Source organism: Aliiroseovarius sp. (assembly GCF_965228805.1).
Lineage (GTDB): Bacteria > Pseudomonadota > Alphaproteobacteria > Rhodobacterales > Rhodobacteraceae > JASBTN01.
The window spans coordinates 2,792,321-2,810,617 of record NZ_CBDDIE010000003.1; the positions used below are offsets into that span (position 1 = coordinate 2,792,321).

Here is an 18,297-nt window from a genome sequence, read left to right on the forward strand (position 1 = left end):
GGCTGCGCAATGGCTGAAACGGGTTGCCACGACGGCCGGTGTCGGAATTTTGGTCGTTTTGTTACGTGATGTTACGCAAGACTTGATTTTGTTGCACGCTGTTACAAACACACCGACTGTGAGGAGAGGGGCCCGCGCCCAAAGGGAGACACGGTAGATGACGATTCCACGGCTTCTGGTGGTTGACGATGACGTCGAGACACGGGGCATGATGACCCAGTTCCTGCGCCAGAGCGGGTTCATCGCGCTGCCCTGCGACAGCGAGGCGACAATCCGCGAGCAGTTGACCAGTGGGCGGGTGGACCTCATCCTGCTGGACGTGATGCTGGGCGATGAGAACGGGGTCGAGATCTGCGAGCGGCTGCGCCGTGAGCAAGACGTGCCGGTGATCCTGGTGTCCGCCCTTTCGGCCGATCACCACCGCATGGCGGGATATGAGGTGGGGGCGGATGACTATATCGCCAAACCGTTCAACCCGGACCTGCTGCTGGCCCGGGTGCGGGCGGTTCTGCACCGCGCCAAGCGCAGCTCGTCTCTGGTGTATCGCCGCAGCGTCTCGGTATTTCGTTTCGCGGGCTGGCATTACGACGCCAAGCGGGATGAGGTGACCTCGCCCCAGGGCTACCAGGTCGCTCTGTCGCGCAAGGAAACCGCGCTCTTGAAGGTGTTCCTGGCCAACCCGCATATCCCGCTGACACGGGAGGAAATCGCCGCCGCGCTGGATGTAACCGGCGCGGGACACGGGGGGGCGGGCGAAGGATCGGGCCGCGCCATCGACGTGCTGGTCGGCCGTCTGCGTGGCAAGATCGAGGCCGACCCCAAGGACCCGGAGCTTTTGCGTACCGAACGCGGCGTGGGCTATGTGTTGGCCGTGGATGTCGCGGTCGAGGAGAGCACATGAGCCGCGGGTTGCGCCTGAAAACCCTCGGCGTGGTCCTGATCCTCGCCTGTTTCGCCACGGCGCTGGGCACGACCTGGCTATGGTTTTCCTCGACCCGGGCCTGGCAGGCGCATCTGACCCGCAGCTACGTGACCGGGGTGGCACTCTATGAAACCCTGCGCCTGGGCACGGCACCGCCGGAGGGGATCGTCGTGACTGCCTTGAATGCCGAAAATGCGGGTCTGGCCAGCCAGGGCGCTTTCGTGCGCCTGCCGGCTATTCCCGCGCCCGCTTTCGTCACCAATGTCTCGATCAAGGGGCCGGGGCGCGATCCCGTGTCCGGGGAAAGCCTGACCCTGGGGATCGTGTCCAACAATCTGCAATATGCGGTGTCCGAACTCGTGTCGAACGAAGGCCAGCCAGCTGCGCAGAAGTTCGGCAATGTCACGCGTCTGCTGGCCACCTACTGCAGTGAACCGATCATGTTCGCCCGCATGGGCACGCAGCCCTGGGTGCGCGTCGATGGGCGCGGGGTCTGGGGCTGTGGCGTCGCGCCCCGGGACCTGCGGCTGGCCGCGGTGCTTGTGGCGCTGGTGGCGCTGGCCATCTTCGCCACGCTTGTGCGGGACAACTCGGCCCATTTCGAAAGGTTTGCGAGGGCGCTGAACAATCACCGCCGTTTGGGCGGGCCGCAGAGCTATGAGGCGCAGGGTCCGGAAGAGCTGCGCGATATCGTGCAGGCGGTGAACAGCTACCTTGAACACGAGCGCGCGCAACTGTCGAAACGCGCCACGGTTCTCTCCGGTGTCAGCCACGATCTGGGCACCCCCGCCACCCGGCTGCGTCTGCGCACCGCGCTGATCAAGGAGGCTGAGCTGCGCGAGAAGCTGGAGGCCGATATCGACAGCATGACCGAGATGATCGAAAGTGTGCTGACCTACACCCGGGCTGAGCTGAATGAAGAGACCCCGCGCAGCCTGTCGCTGACCTCGCTGGTCGAGGCGCTGGTGGCGGACTACCAGGATCTGGACCGTCCGGTGTCGATCCGCGCGCCGGAACGGGTGATGGTGGAAGGGGGGCGATCGGTGTTTGCCGCCAGCCAGGGGCACGCAACCCTGCCCGAGGCGCAGCGCATCCTGGTTACTGCGCGCCCCGTATCGCTGAAACGCGCCATTTCGAACCTCATTGAAAACGCGCTGAAATACGGTCGCCGCGCCTCGGTCGAGCTGACCGCGACGCCCGATCACGCCATCATCGTAGTTGAGGATGAGGGCTCGGGCATGTCGGCGGAGGACATTGAAGCTGTGGTGGCCCCGTTCAAGCGGGGCGAAAACACGCAGGCCATCGACGGGTTCGGCCTGGGGCTGACCATCGTGGCGACGGTGGCCGAACAGCACGGCGGTAGCCTGCATTTCGAAAGCGGGCGCCACGGGCTGCGCGCCTGCCTGGAAATCTGTCGGAACTGAAACAGCAGAGGTATTGCGCCCCTGTGCATGTCGTTGATACTGGGCGGGGAGAAGACATCACCGCAAAGAGACCCCTCAGACCTTGGCCACAGCACAGTTCCGCCTTTTCCAGCCCCCTGAGACCGATCGTGGCGACGCGCCGCGGACCCTGAGTGTCGAGATCTTCGTGCAGCCACGTTTCTCGCAGCTTGAATTGTCATCGGTCAACGCCGTTCTGGAGGTGGCAAATGACGTGCAGGACCGGGTTCGGTTCGAATGGAGCTTCGTGTCGGACATGCCGGGGCTGGTGGCCAACGGCAACTTCATGGTGCGCGCCGAACCGGCCATCGAAGCGGAGTTTCTCAAGGACTGCATGATCATCATCGGCGGCGAGGAATGCGCCGCCCAGGTTTGGATGAAACGGGTGCGGGCGATGCAGCGGCTCAATCGCCCGGTGGTGCTGTTCTCGGACGCGGCGACCGAGTTCGTGAAGGCAGGCGGGAATGGTTCGCAGCCCGCGACCACCCATTGGCGCGACATTCCGATCCTGAACGAGATCGGTGATTTCACCACGCTGACGACCCATCTGGGTGAATATGGCAACGGCACGCTGACCTGCGCGGGCAGGGGGCATGCGATGGAGGCGGTGTTTACCTTGGTCTCCGACCTGCTGGGGCCGCATGAACGCGCCGAGATGGCAGCGCTGTTGATCCTCGACGGCATTCGCGGATTCCACCGTGATCAGCCCAAGGGGCACGCGCAGGGCAATACGTTCCTGGAAGGACCGGTGAAACGGGCGATCCACCTGATGGAGGAAACCATCGAGGAGCCTCTGCCGATCACCGAATTGGTGAAACGCATCGGCGTCTCCTCGCGCCAGTTGGAACGTCTGTTCCGCATCCAGCTGGGCAGCAGCCCGGCCAAGACCTACAAGATGATCCGGTTGAAACGCGCGCGGTCGCTGCTGACCGAAACCCGGATGCCGATGATCGACGTGGCGCTGGCCTGCGGCTTTGCCAGCGTCTCCTCAATGTCCAAGGCCTTTCGCCAGGCCTTCGGCATGCCCCCCAACTCCCTGCGCACGAAACAGCGCGCCTCCGAATAGGCACGCGGCGTTGAAAACGTAGTGCGACTTGACCTGTGTCAAGGGCGCTACAGGAGAAGCTTAGTAAATATATCGGAATTGAATTGACGGCCGCCCGATGACACAAGCGCAGCCGTTAATCGCCCCCGGCCGAGTCGCCCAATTCTGCGACCAGCCAGGGGAGCCCAGCATCTCGCCAGGTACGACAGACACGACACTGCCCCGGCCCGCCGGGGCCATTCGCGCGCGAGGCGCAAAGGGGAAGCAAGATGAACAAGCGTATGGGATTGCGGGGCACGGTTTCCGCCCTGGTACTGGTCGCGATTGGCACGACGACCGCACTGGCTCAGGACGCCACCTATCTGGATGAAATCATCCTGGTGGGCACCGGCCTGCCGACCGAAGTGATGGACAGCCCGGCCTCGGTCAATGTGGTCGGGGCCGAGGAGATCAAGCGCGTGCCGCCGAGCTCGGTCGCGCGTATTCTGAATGACATTCCCGGCGTGCGCGTCAGTGAAAGCGGGATCGAACGGATCAGTATTCGGGGCGAAAGCAGCCAGCGCGTGGCGATCATGATCGATGGGCAGCGGATTTCCGACCACACGACCTATGGCACGCCGATCCTGATTTCGCCCGCCGCCATTGAACGCATCGAAGTGGTGCGCGGCCCGTCGTCGGTCGTCTCGGGCAACCGCGCCATTGGCGGCGTGGTGAACATCGTTACCAAGCGCGGGGCAGATGTGCCGTTCGAGCTCAGCTCCTCGGTGGGCTACATGAGCGCCACCGAAGGTTGGCGCGCCTCTGTGAACATGGCTGGCAGCCAGGGCGATTTCGACTACCGCCTGACCATGTCACAATCGGATCTGGGCGACCGCCGGGCCGTGTCCGGAACGCTCACCCCGTCGGCCATTGAGGATCGTGACCTGTCGTTGCACCTGGGCTACGAGATGGGCAATCACTATTTCGGCTTCCGCGCCCAGGATTTCGATCTGGCGGCGGATGTCTATACGGGGGATCCGGCCTTCGTGATTGATCTGCCCGAACGCGATCTGCGAAAATATGCGCTCTTTTACGAGGGCACGGACCTGACCCCCTGGATGACCCGCCTGAAAGTGGATGCCTTTTCCCAGACGGTGGATAGGCTGTTCTCCAACGACATCGCGACGGCCACCCCCTTCGGGCCGGTCACAGTCCTGTCCACCTCTGACGATGAACAGACGACCTCCGGGTTTTCCGCGAATGCCGAGCTCAGCTTCTCAGCCGGCTCGCGCAGCATTGTAGGTTTCGAATATGAAGACGACCGGATGATTGCCGACAAGGTGACGACGAGCACCACGCCCTTTGGACCGCCGTTTCCGACCGTGACAACGCGCTATTCGGATGCGACCATTAAGACCTGGTCGCTCTTCGCCCAGCATGAGATCGACCTGTCCGATACGCTGACGGCAACGTTTGGTGGCCGGTATTATGACGTGCGAAGCGAGCTTGATCTCTATGAGGTGAATGGTGCAGCAGAGCCCACCTCCTCCGACAGCGATGACCGTTTTCTTGGCTCCGTTGGGCTGACATATAGCCCGTCTGCGGATGTGACCTATCGGGCCTCCATCAGCCAGGGTTACACTTATCCCTCGCTGCCTCAGTTGTACCTTACGACCACTGCAGGCGGGTCCGGGACCACGAATGGCAATCCGGACCTGAGACCGGAAACGTCAACCAGCTATGAAATCGGGGCGCGGGTGGACCGTGGCGCGATCACTCTGGATGGCACGCTGTTCTACACGGAGTCCGAAGACTACATCGATTCCTTCCTTGTCGTGGACAACCCGGGCACGTCGTCGGACGTCTATGAGTACCGGAACGTCGATCAAGTCAAGAGTTTCGGGATCGAGTTGGGCGCCGAGTTCGACAGCGGTGTCTGGGGGCTGCGCCCCTATGCAAACCTGGCCTATATCCGGCGGGAATACTCCTATCAGACCGGTTTTTCGACCTTTGATAGCGGGACGCCTTCCTTGTCTGGCACTATCGGTGTGCGCCGCGACTATGCGTTGGGCAATGTGTCCGGCGAGTTGGACCTGTTCCTATCCGGGGAAAGTGGCTCGATCCTGCGTGGCGATGACGGCTCTTTCGATGCTGATGAAGACGTCTTCCACGGCTACGCAACCTTGAATCTGCGTGGGTCAGCTCAGTTGAACGACAATCTGGACCTGACATTCGAGGTCGGCAATATCCTGGATCGTGAATACCAGTCGAGCGGTCAAATCGAAGGTGCCGGGCGCAATATCTCGGTCTTCCTGAACGCGACGTTCTGAGGGGGGCGAGATGCTGAAGATTGCCCTGATGATGCTGACCCTGACCGCCGATGGCGCGGTCAGGTTGACGCTCTCCGAAGCTGAGGATCTGGAAGATTGCCAGGGTGCGATGCTGGCGGTGACGTCGGTGTTGGAAGCGGGCGGGTACACTGTGTTGGCCGCGGAATGCGGCCCCACCGACCTGACCCTGACCCCGTTCAACCACGGGGCCACGGCCGCCGAGGAAAGCCACCTGTACCGCGTCAAGATCGCGGGGGAGGGGGCGTATTCCGTGACGCCCCTTGCCGCCGGTGACGCCTGCACCCCCGCCACCGAGGCCAGCCCGACCGTGTGGTGCACACGCTCCTCCCAAGCGGTTGTCGAGTGACGCAAATGGCAATGCCCCGGCGAGTGCGGGGCATTGCTGCAATTTGTCCGATAAAAAAACTCGGACTTGATTATTCCGACTGAATCAGTCAGAAAAGCTTTGCGACAGGATCGCAAAGGCGATCTGACATGAAAGGGCACCCTGATGGGCCGCGTTATCAAGCACCTGGACGATGGGCGGACCGGCGAGCGATGCCTCGATCCCGACGAGCTGCGTTCAATGGTTGGCGATATGGACATCCCCGATGGTGCCCGCGTGGAATGGGCGCAGGACAGGCTGCGCGAAAATGACAAGGCAAGACCGATGACCGAGATGAGCCAGGATATGCAACCGCCCCAGATCATGGGCCGCCCCACCCACGACGCCCGGGTGCTGACCGAAGGCGGGCGCCAGGCCCATATCCTGCTGGACGACAAGGTCTATACGCTCTGCATCACCCGTGCAGGCAAGCTGATCCTGACGAAATGACACTCTGAACGAGGCCAGCCGGACATGATCATCTGCTCCTGCCAGTCCATCTGCGACACAGATATCAACGCCGCCATTGACTGGATGCGCGCCGCCGACCCCGAGACCCTGATCACCCCGGGCAAGATTTACCACGCGCTGGGGAAAAAGGCCGATTGCGGCGGCTGTATGCCTTTGTTCTTGCAAACCATGCGCGGAAATCCGAACCTTGAAGTTCCTCCAGAACTCCGGGCCCTGCGCCCGGCACCAGAGAAAGGAACACGGTATGAAGGGCGATCCCAAGGTCATTGATGCGCTGAATGCAGCGCTTCGCCACGAACTTACGGCAGTCAGCCAATATTGGCTCCATTACCGGCTCCAGGAAGACTGGGGCCTGGGCAAGATGGCCAAGAAAAGCCGCGAAGAGAGCATTGAGGAGATGGAGCACGCCGACAAGCTGATCGCGCGTATCATCACCTTGGGCGGCCATCCCAATCTGCAGAAACTCGACCCGCTGCGCATCGGCCAGAACGTCAAGGAAACGCTTGAAGCGGACCTGGCGGGCGAAGAAAGCGCGGCCAAGCTCTATCGTGAAAGCCGCGGGCTGTGCCAGGAGGCGCATGATTATGTGTCGATGGCGCTGTTCGAGGACCTGCTGGCAGATGAAGAAGGGCATATCGACTTCCTCGAAACCCAGTTGGAACTCTACAACAAGCTGGGCGAGGTGGCCTATATGCAGCTCAATGCCTCGACCTATGACGAGGCCGAGTGAACGGCGAATTTTCCGTAATTTCAGGGGCGTCCGAGCGAAAGTTCGGGCGCTTTCTTTTTGTCAGAATTGGGGATTGCAAAATCTGACTTATTCTGTCAGATAAGCGCCATCAGCCCGCGCCATCCGCGCCAGCCGCCCAAGACAAACCAGTTTCGGGAGGGCCTGCGGATGCGGAACCCGACGGCCGACCGCCGCCTTCCCGGAAACGATCGACCCGAGGCCCGGCTGTATGACTGACCATCCTTGCTCCGCCCCTGATCATGGCAACGATCTGCCGGTTGCCGGCGCCGGTTTGGATCGCTCTGAGCTTCAGGTGCTGACGGTTCTGCGTTATTTTCTGCAAAGCTTTACCTATCCGGCCAGCCAAGCCTGGATGACTGCCTTTCAGGTGGCTGGACGTCACTTTCCGGCAGAACAGTCCGCCAACCTGGCCCTGGCGGCGCTTGACATGGTGCAGGCCATGCGGGTCGCCCGGCGTGAAGGGTTTCGCTTTTCCAATCCAGAGTGTCCGGGGTGCCGTCAGGTTATGAGCGGCGACGAGCGCCAGCTGATGGGCGCGCTTGCCGCCGCCCGACGCGGTCAACGCTCGCGCGCCCATACCCACGCACTGATCCTGTGCGAGGGCAATGACGTTCAGCCCTTCCTGGAGGCAACGAACATCCTCGCCCGGCGCATGGCCCGGGCCACGCAGACATCCGAGAGGGTGACAGCTCCCTCGTCATGACAGTCCCGACATGATCGTGTTTCTGTCATGCCCCCGCCAACCGGCGCATCCGTCTCTTCCATGATTTCAACGGGTGCTTTTGGTTGGCGGGGCCTTTTTATCCAGCGAGGATCAGCCCTGATCCGACCACGGCGAAGGTGGCGCCCAGAATGGCCAAGGGGCGCGGCGCCAGCCCTTCCTTGATCCAGAGGATCGGTAGCACCAGCACGGGCGAGAGCGCGCCAAGAACGGCGGCAATCCCGGCCTCCATATTCGCCATCGCGAAAAGCAGCAAGGGCGAGGCGATGCAGTAGCCGATGACGCCGGGCAGAAGGGTGCGGCCCAATAGCTGCGGGCTCTGCGTGCCTGGGTTGCGAAATGGGCGTGCTGGCCAGAGGGCGATCAGGGAAATCAACAGCGCGGCCCCTAGCAGCCGGATGGCGGTGGCCGCCAGCGGGTGCGTGCCCGCCTGCATTGCCGGTTTCAGAACCAGAAAGCCGAAGCCCTGCAAGGCGGTCGCCGTCACACCCAGTAGCAGGATCAGGGCCATGGATCCGGACCGGGTATCGCTGTCTGACGCGGCATTGCTGCCGTAGGCGACCGCGAGGCCTATGCCCGCCAGCGTCACCATCGCGCCGCATATGTCCACGGGGGACGGGGCCTCGTGCAGCCAGACGAAGGCCATCGCGGCCACCAGCGGGGCTTTCAGCGACAGGATCAGCTCGGTGCGACGCGGCCCGCCCCGGCGTAGGCATTCGATCATTGCTAGGTTGCCCAGAAGGATGCCCAGGGCGGAGCTGGCCAGGAAGGCGGGCCAGTGGTTCCACGTAACGCTGTGCCAAAGCTCCAGAGCGCTGACCGCAGCGGCGATTAGGGCCGCACAGGCAATCAGCTGGATACGGGTGAACTCGAATGCCCCCAAGGCCCGCGCTGGGGCCTGCGCCAGCACGCTGCCACTGGCCCAGCCGAAAGAGGCGCTGACGGCGGCAATAAGGGGCAGAAGGGGCATGGCGGGGGCTCCTGCAGAGTGCTACGTTATGGGTAGCAATAATTCGCTATCAAAAAAGTAGCAAGCGGAGTGGCTGCATGTCCACAGATGTCCCACGACCTGGCCAGCCCGTGCGCGGCTCGAAATCCGGCAAGCCGATCATGGCGCTCTTCGACCTGTTGGGGCGCAGCTGGGCGCTGGGAGTGATCTGGCAGCTGTCATCGGGGCCGGGCACATTCCGCGAGCTGCAGGCGCGTTGCGAAGGGGTCTCGCCCACGGTTCTGAACAAGCGCCTCAAGGAGCTGTCCGCCAGCGGGTTGGTCATGCGTGGGGAGGGGGGCTATCAACTCACCGACACCGGTGCGGAACTGTTTGACATGCTTGAACCTTTTGGGGGCTGGTCCACCCGTTGGGCGGCGGGGCTAGAGGCGCCGCAATAAAGAAAAGGGCGCCCGAAGGCGCCCGTTTCGGTGTACAGGAAGCGGCTCAGAACGTCTTGGCGACCGAGACTTTCACCGTGCGCCCGGGCGCCGCACGGGTGGCAAGGTGGGGCGTGTAGTCCTTGTCGAGGATGTTCTCGATCCCCATGCGGAGCTCGGCCCCGGCCAACACGCCGCTGTCGGGTGTGTAGGTGGCGCGCAGGTTGTGTACCGCAAACCCGTCCGACGGGGTGGTGGTCCGATTCATCGCTGCGTTCGCTACGATCTCCCAGCTCAGGTCCAGTTCCTCACCCCACTTGCGTCCAAGGGTCAGGCGCAGCTCGTCGGCTGGCAGTCCGCGCCAGTAGCCGCCGCCGACCGGATCGACGATGTCACCGCTCTGCCAGTTGGCGTTCAGATCGACATAGAAGCCCGCGGCCATGGAATAGGCGGCTTCGATCTCGATCCCCGCCATCTCCACCTCGGAAATCCCGGAGTAGGAGGTAATGTCCCAGACATCCGTGCGATAGGCGGTGGCTTTGAAGGTCAGCTCGTCTCCTGCGCCGAAGACGCCCGCATTGTCATAGGAAAAACCAACCTCATAGCTGCGCGCCTTCTCGCTCTGCGTCATGAAGGTCGGGTTGCCCAGGTCGTCGATGATCGGCATGCTTTCGGTGTATGCGGCCGAGGCGAAGACCGCGAAACCATTGTCGAACGCATAGCGCAGTGACAGCCCGCCAACGAGCGCGTCATTGGAGTAGCTGACCGTGTCGAGGTGGTCCGACACCTCCTGTGTTTCAAATCGCAAGGCCGGGGTAATGGTCCAGTTGCCATAGGTCATTTCGTTGATCGCGAAGATCGCCAGGCGATCGTCCGTCCCGCCCGGTGCGGCGGGGGCATCCATGCGCTCACGGCGCGACAATTCCACCCCGGTGATCAGGCTGTGCCCGACCGCACCCGTGTCGAAGCGTGCGGTGTTTTTCACGGTCAGCTTGGTGGTCTCATAGCGGTGATCGGTACAGACGATGCCGAAGAACGAACTGGCGCACATGGCGTCGATGCTGGGGAACATCCCTTCGAAGGCGGAGCTTCCCGCGATGTATTCCTGGTCGATATCCTGGTCGGCATAGGACAACACCGCCTCGACATCGATCAGGTCATTGTCGGCCGGATCGAATTCATAACGCAGGATGGCTGTACGGCTGCGCACGGCCCGGTCCACATTGCCGAAGGAGCCGCCACCCAGGCCGAACTCGTCGTAGGGCACGTCCTTGTCATCCGTGGATGTGTCCGAGAAGGACAGGGTCAAGCTGTGTTCCATGGCGTCGCCGAAGTGGAACGAGCCCTTGAGCAGCCAGGAGGGCATGTCGAAGTCGGTATTCTCGACCACATTGCCGCTGCCGTCGGTGTAGAAATCGCCCTTGTTGGTCGTGTAGTTGGCCAGCAGCTCGAACTGTTCCGAAGGTTGCCAGGCCAGAATGGTCGAGGTGGCCGTGGTGTCGCCGTTGGTGCCGAACTGCAGGGTTTGGCGAACCCGGGTGCCAGGCACGCCGCCGGTGAAATCGCTGGCGTCTTTCGATTCCGCCAAGACGACACCACCAAAGGCGCCGGTGCCGTACTCAAAGGATCCCACGACCCCACGGATCACCGACACTTCACGATAAAGCGCCGGATCGGTAAAGAGCTGCGAGGAGATCCGGTAGAGCTCCTCGGCGCCCATGCTTGCCCCGTCCACCTGGATCAGCACCTTCTGGTCCGTGCCATAGGTGCCATTGGCGCCGAAGCCACGGATGTTGATGCCGCTGCCGCGCGGGGTGGCGCCGTTCACAAGCGAAACGCCGGGTACGGAATCGATCAGTTCGGCAATCGTGGTCGCCTGGCGGTCGTCGATTTCAGCCTGATCCACGGTTGTGACTGGCGTTGCGGTGTCCGTCGCTACGTCACGTTTCGATTCGATCAGGACGATTTCGTCCAGTTGGGTTGTGTCCTGCGCCGCGACGGGCAGGGCAATCAGCATAGCCGCGCTCGACAAAAGCGCGCATCTCTTGGTGGGGAACAGCATCCCGCATCCTCCTTTGTCACAGTGGCTGTGCTGGCAGAGGGGTGCTGGCGCGGCTTGTTTTTCTCTCGCTCCGATCAGGTCGGACTTGCGCGCCTTAAATAATCCGAGTAAATCAGTCAACAATTCGTACACCAAAAAGGGGTGTGCAGCTCCAGCGATGCAGACCGGCAACAGGTCTCTGGCCAGGGTTTCATGAGAAACGTGGAAAGAGACCGAGATGACGATCGACACCCCATTGACCTCCGCACAGATACGCGCAGCGCGGGACGAGCAGTCGCGCCTTCGGGCGCGGGACTTGGCCGACAAGCTGGGCATAAGTGAGGCACGCCTGGTGGCGGCCGACTTGGAGCAGGGCGGCGGGCAGGGCGGTGTGACCCGCATCTCATGCGATTTCGATCTGGTCTTTCCGGCTCTTGAACGGCTGGGTGAGGTCATGGCGCTGACCCGCAACGAGGCTTGCGTGATCGAGAAGGTCGGGCGCTTTGCCAACTATCGCGGTGGCCCGCACGCCGCCCTGGTGGTGAATGAAGAGATCGACCTGCGCATGTTCCCCAAACACTGGGTGCACGGGTTTGCGGTGGAGAAAGAGACCAACGCCGGTCCACGCCACAGCCTGCAGTTCTTTGATCGGGCGGGCGACGCCGTGTTCAAGGTGCATCTGCGTGAGGGGTCACTGCACGAGGAGTGGCTGGGTGTGGTTGAAGAGCTGCGGCTCGACACCCAAAGCGACCAGATCGAGTTCGGCAAGCGCGTGCCCACCCAGGGTCCGATGGGCGACCCCGAAAAGGCCGACAAGCTGCGCGCCGAATGGGACCGGATGTCCGATACGCACCAGTTCCTGCAAATGGTACGGAAACTGAAGATGAACCGCCTGGGTGCCTACCGCTTGGCCGGTGAGCCCTATGCGCGCAAACTCTCGCCAGCGGTGGTCGAACAGATCTTCAACCGCGCGGCCGAGGGTGACATCCCCGTCATGTTCTTTGTCGGCAACATGGGCTGCATCGAAATCCACACCGGCCCAATCAAGAACATCAAGTGGGCCGGGCCCTGGCTGAACGTGCTGGATCCGGGGTTCGACTTGCACCTGCGTGCCGACCTTGTGGCTGAAGTCTGGGCGGTGACCAAGACCACCCGCGAGGGCCCGGCGGTCTCGGTCGAACTCTTCGATGCCGAGGGCATGGTGATCACCCAGATTTTCGGTGTGTTGCGCCAGGGGGACAAAGGAGCAGCGTGGAACGCGCTGGTGGCGTCGCTGCCCAACGAGGAGGTCTTGGCATGAGCACCTTTCGACTGATCGCCCTTGCGGGCGCTATCACACTGGGCTGCAAGGCCCAGGCGGTGGAGGCCGACCCGGCCTCCCGCGTGGTGTCCGTTGGGGGCTCGGTGACCGAGATCGTCTTCGCCCTGGGCGAGGATCACCGGTTGGTCGCCCGCGACACGACCTCGAACCACCCACCCGCCGCGCTGGAACTGCCCAATGTGGGCTATCGCGGGCGCCTGTCGCCCGAGAACATCCTGGCGGTGAACCCGGACCTGATCATCTCGGAAGAAGGCGCCGGGCCGCATGAAGTGGTTGAGCTTCTGAAACAGGCGGCTCTGCCGATGGTCACAATCCCGCATGGCTACGACGTTGCCGCGGTGCAGGCCAAGATCACCACGGTGGCCGAGGCGTTGGAAGTGCCGGAAAAAGGCGCGGCCCTGGCCGCCGAAGTGGGCAAGGACATGCAGGCCGCCATGACGGAGGCCGCCGACGTACCGCCGCGCAAGGTGCTCTTCGTGCTGTCGACCCAGGGCGGGCGCATCATGGCTGCGGGGACCAATACGGCGGCGGATGGCATTATCTCGCTGGCCGGAGGTGTGAACGTGATGGCGGATTTCGAAGGCTACAAGCCGGTGACGGACGAGGCGATCTCGACCTCCGGGGTCGAGGTGATCCTGATGATGGACCGTGCAGGCATCAACCCGGGCACGGATGAGGAATTGCTGGCGATGCCCGCCCTGGCGGCCACGCCGGTGGCGGACACCCGGGCTGTGGTGCGGATCGACGGCATGTTGCTGACCGGGTTCTCGGTGCGCACGCCCGAAGCGGTGCGGGTGCTTGCCCAGGCCCTGCGTGAGGCGGGCTGAGCGATGGTGGCCGTGTCGGGATTTGAAGCGGATCGAAGCGGCGTCACCCGCCTCCCCGGGGACCGCAGTCACCGGGCACGCGCGCTGAGCCTGGTTCTGCTGGTCTTGCTGGGCGCGGCCCTGTGGTTGTCGATGACTGTCGGCGCCTCAGGCACTTCGCTGGCACGTGCGCTGGCCGCTCTGTCCACCGGCACCGAGCTGGAGCTGCGCGACAAGGTCGTTCTGTTCGATATCCGCGCCCCGCGCAGCCTGATGGGGGCGCTGGTCGGCGCCTCGCTGGCGGTGTCAGGCGCCGTCATGCAGGGCCTCTTTCGCAACCCGCTGGCCGATCCGGGCATCGTCGGCATCAGCGCGGGTGCCGGGCTGGGTGCGATCATCGCCATCGTGCTGGGCGGGATGCTGCCTGTCGTCATCACCGACCTGACCGGGTTCTACCTCGTGCCTGTCTTTGCCTTTGTCGGCGGCTGGGCCTCGACCCTGCTGCTTTACCGCGTGTCGACCCGCAGGGGGCGCACCTCGGTCGCGACCATGCTGCTGGCGGGCATTGCCCTGGGTGCGCTGACCGGTGCGGTCTCCGGTATTTTGATCTATATCGCCGATGATGCGCAGCTGCGCGATCTGACCTTCTGGGGCATGGGCAGCCTCGCGGGCGCGACCTGGCTCAAACTCCTGGCCGCCGCACCTCTGATGGGGCTGGGCCTGCTGGTCGCCCCCTTCCTTGCACGTGGGTTGAACGGGCTTGCCCTGGGCGAGGCCGCTGCCGCCCACATGGGCATCGAGGTGCAGCGCACCAAGAACGTCGCGATCCTGACCGTGGCCGCCGCCACCGGGGCGGCCGTGGCTGTCAGTGGCGGTATCGGTTTCGTTGGTATCGTCGTGCCCCACCTTCTGCGCCTCGCCGTGGGGCCGGACCACCGGTTCCTGCTGGTGAACGCGGCCCTGCTGGGCGCGGCGCTGTTGCTAGTGGCTGACGTGATCTCCCGCGTGATCATCGCCCCGGCCGAGCTGCCGATCGGCATCGTCACCGCCGTGCTGGGCGGGCCGATCTTCCTGTGGATCCTGCTGCGCGCGCGCGGCGTTTTGGACATGTGACCATGCTGAATGCGACCGACATTACCGTGCACCTGGGCCATAAGCAGATTCTGCAAGGCATCAACTTCCGTGCCGAACCCGGACAGTTGACGTCCATTGTCGGGCCGAACGGCTCCGGAAAGACCACGCTTCTGCGCGCCGTGACCGGCGAGGCCGCATTTGGCGGGCAGGTCACGCTGAACGATCAGGACATTACCCGCGCGCGACCGTGGCAACTGGCCGCCATCCGAGGGGTCTTGCCGCAAGCCACGCCGCTGTCCTTCCCGTTCACCGTCTTTGAGGTGGTGCGCCTGGGCCTGACCCACGGGCTGGACGCGGGACATGATGACCTGGTGCCCCGTGCGTTGGCCCGGGTTGGGCTGACGGGGTTCGAAGGCCGCTTCTTTCAGGAGCTTTCGGGCGGCGAACAGCAGCGCGTGCAACTGGCGCGCGTGCTGGTCCAGGTCTGGCATCCGGTGGCCGAGGGCGAGCCGCGCTGGCTGTTCTTGGACGAGCCCGTCTCGGCGCTTGATATCGGCCACCAGCTACAGGTCATGCAGATCGCCCGCGACTTTGCCGATGCGGGCGGCGGCGTGGTCGCCGTGATGCATGACCTGAACCTGACCGCAATGTTCTCTGACAGCGTTGCGCTGATCGCCGAGGGCCGTCTGATGGCCCAGGGCGCGCCCGAGGACGTCCTATGCGACGCTCAACTCAGCACCGCCTACCGCTGCGCCATTCGCGTGAATACGAAACCGGGGCAGGGAGTGTTCCTGTTGCCCCACGCGGCCAGCCTGGCCGCCGAGTAAGGAGCGCGCCAGCCATGTCCGACATGCAAGCCATTCCCATCCTTCTGTCCCCTGACATGTCCGCCACCGCAAGCTGGGCCGAGGCGCTTGGCTTCGCGGTCGAACGCCTTGACGAATTTGGCTACGCAATCCTGCGCGGCTTTGGGGTTGAACTGCACTACAGCCACACCTCCCGGCCCGAGGTCTGCGACGAGACCAGCTGCTACATCCGAGGGGGTGGCGTGCCGGCCCTGGCTGATCACCTTGCCGGGCTGGATCTGCCCGAGGGCACCCGTTTTGCGCCGCTGACGGCGCGTCCCTGGGGCATGACCGAAGCCTACCTGCATGACCCGCACGGCAACCTTATCAAACTCGGGCTCAGCACCGATGAATACGAACAGATGAACGGAGCGAACTGATGGACCTCATGGCAAGATGGGCAGAGGTGCAGGATTTCCTGGACAAGGGTGGCCTGGCGATTTGGGCGATTGCGGCCCTGTCGGTGCTGACCGTGGCGCTGATCCTGTGGAAGGTCTGGCGCCTGTCGCTGATGGGCGCCTGGGCCGGGGCAAACTCGCGCCGCGCGGTCGAGGCCTGGATCGGCGGTGACCCGAAAGCTGCACAGGCGGCCGTGGCCGGGCGCCGTTCGATCCGCGCCATCGTCACGCGCTCGGCCATCGAGGCGCGACTGGACGAAACGCTTGATGACACCGAGAAACGCGAGGAAATCGCGCGGGTGGCCAAGCTGCAACTGGCGCGCGCGCGTACCGGCAACCGGGCGTTGGAACTGATTTCCACCATCGCGCCTCTGCTTGGGCTGTTGGGCACCGTCATGGGTATGATCGCCGCCTTCCAGACCCTGCAGGAGGCTGGCTCCCGTGCCGACCCTGCCGCCCTGGCCGGGGGCATCTGGGAGGCGCTTCTGACCACCGCCGCCGGCATGGCCGTTGCCATCCCCGCCGGTGTCGCACTGGCCTGGTTCGACAGTGTCGTGGATCGGTCGCAGACCGACATGGAGGACGCGATCACCCGCATTCTGACCCGGGGCAAGTCCAGGCCCGTCGCCGGGTCCGAGCTTCAAGCGGCCGAGTGATCTGCGATGCAGCTTGCCCCGCCACGCCCCCGCCGCAGACCCAGTCTCACGCCGATGATCGACGTGGTCTTTCTGCTGCTGGTCTTCTTCATGCTCGCCTCGCGCTTCGGGGCCGAGGTGGCGATCGACCTGCCGTTGGCGGCGGCCTCGGACAAACCCTATGAGGGTCAGCCGCGCCTGATTGATATCCGTCCGGAAGGCCTGGCGCTGAACGGCGTGGCGATGGAGGCCGAGGAGCTTCTGGCGGCGCTCGCTCCCATGCTGCTGTCCCATGACGACGCGATCATCCTGCGCGCCAAGGATGAAGCCGACCTGCAGCGCGTGGTCGAGGTCATGGAACTGCTGACCGGCGCCGGATACGAAACCCTTGTGCTGGTGGAATAGCCCATGGACCTGAGCCAAGCCCCCCGCCGCGAACCGCGTGAAAGCATCGTGCCGATGATCAACGTGGTCTTTCTGCTGCTGATCTTCTTCCTGATGACGGCGCAGATCGCCCCGCCTGAGCCCTTCGAGGTCTCGCCGCCCGAAAGCGCGGCCGAGGAACCCGCCGAGGCGCAGGCGGTGCTGCATGTCTCGGCCATGGGCGAAATGGCCTATCTGGAGGCACGGGACGAAGCGGTCTTTGTCGCGCTGGAGGGCTTCGGCGAGGCCGAGACGCTGAAGGTGCGGGCGGATCGCGCGGTGCCAGCCGAAAAGATCGCCGCGCTGCTGGGCCGCCTGGCGGTTCTGGGCATCTCGAAGATCGAACTCGTTTCGGAGCGACGCTGATGCGGGCCTATGTTGAACTGCCTGTCTTCCTGGCCCTGGCGGCCGGGCTGCATATCGCCGTGGTTCTGCCTGGGCGGCTGGAGGGCGTGACCTCTGGCGGGGTGGGGGGCGATGCGCTCCTGTCGATCCAGGGATCGACCGCGTCGATTGCCGCGATGGTGCAGCGATGGGAGGAAGTGCCCGAGGTAACGCCCGAGCTTGAAATGGCCGAGGCGCCGCCGCCGGACGTGGTGCCGGATCAGCCGGAATTTGAACCGGTCGAGGCCTTGAGCCTGAAGGCGCGGTTGGATGATGCACCGCCCTTGCCGATGATCCAGCGCGAGGAGCCTGTGCCGATGGCCGAGGCACCGCCGAAACCGATGACGCCCGAGGCGATGGCGGTCGAAAGCTCGCCCCGCCCGCAGCCGCGTCCGGAACAGGCCGCGCCGCCGGACACCCCTCCATCGCCAACCCGTCCCGAGTCGCCGCGGCCAACCCCGGCACCGGAGGCACCGTCTAGGCCGGAGCCGACCGAGGCTGCACCGCCGCCGCCAGCCCCCGAGCCGGTGCCGGAGCCGCCGCGCGAGACCCGCAGAAACGCGGCGCCCTCCGTGGCCGTGGCGCCCACACGTGCCGCCGGGCAAGGCGGAGGGGCAGCGGCGGGAAGCAGCGGAAACGCCGAAGTGGCAACCCTATCGCAGGCGCAAAGGCAATCCTTGTTGCAAACCTGGGGCGCCAAGATCCGTGCCCGGGTGGCACGCAGGGCCCCTCGGGGGCGCTGGAAAGGGCAGGCTTTGGTGCAGATTACCGTCAGCGCCTCGGGGCAGCTTATGGGGGTAAGCCTGGTGCGGTCCTCAGGCAACGCCGAGTTGGATCAGGCCGCGCTGGACGCCGTGCGTCGGGCGGGCCGTTTCCCCAAGGCCCCGGCGAAACTGGGGATTTCTCAGCACAGCTTCAATCTACCGGTCACGGCACGTTGAAGTCCGGCCCGTGCG

At 64.1% G+C, this 18,297-nt stretch carries 21 protein-coding genes; 19 read left to right on the plus strand and 2 right to left on the minus strand.

Annotation, left to right across the window (positions count from 1 at the left end):
- Positions 1-157: 157 nt before the first annotated feature.
- The 9 genes from ACO07D_RS14720 (at position 158) to ACO07D_RS14760 (ending at position 8,028) form a co-directional block, all read left to right on the plus strand.
- Positions 158-901, plus strand: a complete 744-nt coding sequence (locus ACO07D_RS14720; protein WP_421703701.1) for a response regulator transcription factor — start codon at positions 158-160, stop codon at positions 899-901.
- On the plus strand, positions 898-2,346 hold the full coding sequence (locus tag ACO07D_RS14725) for a sensor histidine kinase (RefSeq protein ID WP_421703702.1): 1,449 nt from the start codon (positions 898-900) through the stop codon (positions 2,344-2,346). Before ACO07D_RS14720 ends, ACO07D_RS14725 begins: the two co-directional genes overlap by 4 nt.
- 82 nt (positions 2,347-2,428) lie before the next feature.
- Entirely contained in the window at positions 2,429-3,430 is a 1,002-nt protein-coding gene (locus ACO07D_RS14730) for a GlxA family transcriptional regulator (RefSeq protein ID WP_421703703.1), read from the plus strand.
- Between the two features lie 248 nt (positions 3,431-3,678).
- Positions 3,679-5,718 (plus strand): TonB-dependent receptor, encoded by a 2,040-nt coding sequence (locus ACO07D_RS14735; protein WP_421703704.1) that lies wholly within the window; start codon positions 3,679-3,681, stop codon positions 5,716-5,718.
- A 10-nt stretch (positions 5,719-5,728) separates the two neighbouring features.
- Positions 5,729-6,085, plus strand: coding sequence for a hypothetical protein (locus tag ACO07D_RS14740; protein ID WP_421703705.1), 357 nt, complete (start codon positions 5,729-5,731; stop codon positions 6,083-6,085).
- A gap of 312 nt (positions 6,086-6,397) precedes the next feature.
- Positions 6,398-6,553, plus strand: a complete 156-nt coding sequence (gene hemP / locus ACO07D_RS14745) for a hemin uptake protein HemP (RefSeq protein ID WP_421705037.1) — start codon at positions 6,398-6,400, stop codon at positions 6,551-6,553.
- Positions 6,554-6,577: 24 nt separating this feature from the next.
- On the plus strand, positions 6,578-6,844 hold the full coding sequence (locus ACO07D_RS14750; RefSeq protein ID WP_421703706.1) for a (2Fe-2S)-binding protein: 267 nt from the start codon (positions 6,578-6,580) through the stop codon (positions 6,842-6,844).
- The gene (gene bfr, locus ACO07D_RS14755) at positions 6,819-7,304 is read left to right on the plus strand and encodes a bacterioferritin (protein WP_421703707.1); all 486 of its coding nucleotides are present in this window, start codon (positions 6,819-6,821) and stop codon (positions 7,302-7,304) included. Before ACO07D_RS14750 ends, bfr begins: the two co-directional genes overlap by 26 nt.
- A 229-nt stretch (positions 7,305-7,533) precedes the next feature.
- Positions 7,534-8,028 carry a hypothetical protein gene (locus tag ACO07D_RS14760; RefSeq protein WP_421703708.1) on the plus strand — a complete coding sequence of 165 codons (495 nt, stop codon included), beginning with the start codon at positions 7,534-7,536 and terminating at the stop codon, positions 8,026-8,028.
- Positions 8,029-8,125: 97 nt separating this feature from the next.
- Here the strand turns inward: ACO07D_RS14760 and ACO07D_RS14765 are convergent, their stop codons facing one another.
- A complete protein-coding gene (locus ACO07D_RS14765; protein WP_421703709.1) occupies positions 8,126-9,016 on the minus strand; it encodes an EamA family transporter in 891 nt (296 codons plus the stop codon).
- 77 nt (positions 9,017-9,093) lie between these two features.
- Here ACO07D_RS14765 and ACO07D_RS14770 point away from each other — a divergent pair, with 77 nt between their 5' ends.
- Complete coding sequence (locus ACO07D_RS14770) at positions 9,094-9,435, plus strand: winged helix-turn-helix transcriptional regulator (protein WP_421703710.1); 342 nt, start codon at positions 9,094-9,096, stop codon at positions 9,433-9,435.
- 46 nt (positions 9,436-9,481) lie between these two features.
- Here the strand turns inward: ACO07D_RS14770 and ACO07D_RS14775 are convergent, their stop codons facing one another.
- Positions 9,482-11,476, minus strand: coding sequence for a TonB-dependent receptor domain-containing protein (locus ACO07D_RS14775; RefSeq protein WP_421703711.1), 1,995 nt, complete (start codon positions 11,474-11,476; stop codon positions 9,482-9,484).
- 217 nt (positions 11,477-11,693) lie between these two features.
- Here ACO07D_RS14775 and ACO07D_RS14780 point away from each other — a divergent pair, with 217 nt between their 5' ends.
- From ACO07D_RS14780 to ACO07D_RS14820, 9 genes are read left to right on the plus strand one after another with little or no spacing between them, the layout of a single operon-like run.
- On the plus strand, positions 11,694-12,755 hold the full coding sequence (locus tag ACO07D_RS14780) for a hemin-degrading factor (RefSeq protein ID WP_421703712.1): 1,062 nt from the start codon (positions 11,694-11,696) through the stop codon (positions 12,753-12,755).
- On the plus strand, positions 12,752-13,603 hold the full coding sequence (locus ACO07D_RS14785) for a heme/hemin ABC transporter substrate-binding protein (RefSeq protein WP_421703713.1): 852 nt from the start codon (positions 12,752-12,754) through the stop codon (positions 13,601-13,603). The genes ACO07D_RS14780 and ACO07D_RS14785 overlap by 4 nt, the downstream gene beginning before the upstream one ends.
- A gap of 3 nt (positions 13,604-13,606) precedes the next feature.
- Positions 13,607-14,695: a FecCD family ABC transporter permease gene (locus tag ACO07D_RS14790; RefSeq protein WP_421703714.1), complete on the plus strand. Its 1,089-nt coding sequence runs from the start codon at positions 13,607-13,609 to the stop codon at positions 14,693-14,695.
- Positions 14,696-14,697: 2 nt separating this feature from the next.
- Positions 14,698-15,483: a heme ABC transporter ATP-binding protein gene (locus ACO07D_RS14795; RefSeq protein WP_421703715.1), complete on the plus strand. Its 786-nt coding sequence runs from the start codon at positions 14,698-14,700 to the stop codon at positions 15,481-15,483.
- A gap of 14 nt (positions 15,484-15,497) precedes the next feature.
- Positions 15,498-15,881: a hypothetical protein gene (locus tag ACO07D_RS14800; protein WP_421703716.1), complete on the plus strand. Its 384-nt coding sequence runs from the start codon at positions 15,498-15,500 to the stop codon at positions 15,879-15,881.
- Positions 15,881-16,555 carry a MotA/TolQ/ExbB proton channel family protein gene (locus tag ACO07D_RS14805; protein WP_421703717.1) on the plus strand — a complete coding sequence of 225 codons (675 nt, stop codon included), beginning with the start codon at positions 15,881-15,883 and terminating at the stop codon, positions 16,553-16,555. Before ACO07D_RS14800 ends, ACO07D_RS14805 begins: the two co-directional genes overlap by 1 nt.
- Before the next feature lie 6 nt (positions 16,556-16,561).
- Positions 16,562-16,939, plus strand: coding sequence for an ExbD/TolR family protein (locus ACO07D_RS14810; protein ID WP_421703718.1), 378 nt, complete (start codon positions 16,562-16,564; stop codon positions 16,937-16,939).
- 3 nt (positions 16,940-16,942) lie between these two features.
- The gene (locus ACO07D_RS14815) at positions 16,943-17,323 is read left to right on the plus strand and encodes an ExbD/TolR family protein (protein ID WP_421703719.1); all 381 of its coding nucleotides are present in this window, start codon (positions 16,943-16,945) and stop codon (positions 17,321-17,323) included.
- Positions 17,323-18,282 carry a TonB family protein gene (locus tag ACO07D_RS14820; RefSeq protein ID WP_421703720.1) on the plus strand — a complete coding sequence of 320 codons (960 nt, stop codon included), beginning with the start codon at positions 17,323-17,325 and terminating at the stop codon, positions 18,280-18,282. Before ACO07D_RS14815 ends, ACO07D_RS14820 begins: the two co-directional genes overlap by 1 nt.
- Positions 18,283-18,297 lie beyond the last annotated feature (15 nt).

Bases quoted from the DNA above. Each gene is read 5' to 3' on its own strand.
- ACO07D_RS14725 (WP_421703702.1), top strand. From the start codon at position 898: ATGAGCCGCGGGTTGCGCCTGAAAACCCTCGGCGTGGTCCTGATCCTC.
- ACO07D_RS14820 (WP_421703720.1), top strand. From the start codon at position 17,323: ATGCGGGCCTATGTTGAACTGCCTGTCTTCCTGGCCCTGGCGGCCGGG.
- ACO07D_RS14785 (WP_421703713.1), top strand. From the start codon at position 12,752: ATGAGCACCTTTCGACTGATCGCCCTTGCGGGCGCTATCACACTGGGC.
- ACO07D_RS14720 (WP_421703701.1), top strand. From the start codon at position 158: ATGACGATTCCACGGCTTCTGGTGGTTGACGATGACGTCGAGACACGG.
- ACO07D_RS14770 (WP_421703710.1), top strand. From the start codon at position 9,094: ATGTCCACAGATGTCCCACGACCTGGCCAGCCCGTGCGCGGCTCGAAA.
- ACO07D_RS14750 (WP_421703706.1), top strand. From the start codon at position 6,578: ATGATCATCTGCTCCTGCCAGTCCATCTGCGACACAGATATCAACGCC.
- ACO07D_RS14765 (WP_421703709.1), bottom strand. From the start codon at position 9,016: ATGCCCCTTCTGCCCCTTATTGCCGCCGTCAGCGCCTCTTTCGGCTGG.
- ACO07D_RS14795 (WP_421703715.1), top strand. From the start codon at position 14,698: ATGCTGAATGCGACCGACATTACCGTGCACCTGGGCCATAAGCAGATT.
- bfr (WP_421703707.1), top strand. From the start codon at position 6,819: ATGAAGGGCGATCCCAAGGTCATTGATGCGCTGAATGCAGCGCTTCGC.
- hemP (WP_421705037.1), top strand. From the start codon at position 6,398: ATGAGCCAGGATATGCAACCGCCCCAGATCATGGGCCGCCCCACCCAC.
- ACO07D_RS14780 (WP_421703712.1), top strand. From the start codon at position 11,694: ATGACGATCGACACCCCATTGACCTCCGCACAGATACGCGCAGCGCGG.
- ACO07D_RS14805 (WP_421703717.1), top strand. From the start codon at position 15,881: ATGGACCTCATGGCAAGATGGGCAGAGGTGCAGGATTTCCTGGACAAG.
- ACO07D_RS14810 (WP_421703718.1), top strand. From the start codon at position 16,562: ATGCAGCTTGCCCCGCCACGCCCCCGCCGCAGACCCAGTCTCACGCCG.
- ACO07D_RS14735 (WP_421703704.1), top strand. From the start codon at position 3,679: ATGAACAAGCGTATGGGATTGCGGGGCACGGTTTCCGCCCTGGTACTG.
- ACO07D_RS14775 (WP_421703711.1), bottom strand. From the start codon at position 11,476: ATGCTGTTCCCCACCAAGAGATGCGCGCTTTTGTCGAGCGCGGCTATG.
- ACO07D_RS14815 (WP_421703719.1), top strand. From the start codon at position 16,943: ATGGACCTGAGCCAAGCCCCCCGCCGCGAACCGCGTGAAAGCATCGTG.
- ACO07D_RS14760 (WP_421703708.1), top strand. From the start codon at position 7,534: ATGACTGACCATCCTTGCTCCGCCCCTGATCATGGCAACGATCTGCCG.
- ACO07D_RS14790 (WP_421703714.1), top strand. From the start codon at position 13,607: ATGGTGGCCGTGTCGGGATTTGAAGCGGATCGAAGCGGCGTCACCCGC.
- ACO07D_RS14740 (WP_421703705.1), top strand. From the start codon at position 5,729: ATGCTGAAGATTGCCCTGATGATGCTGACCCTGACCGCCGATGGCGCG.
- ACO07D_RS14800 (WP_421703716.1), top strand. From the start codon at position 15,498: ATGTCCGACATGCAAGCCATTCCCATCCTTCTGTCCCCTGACATGTCC.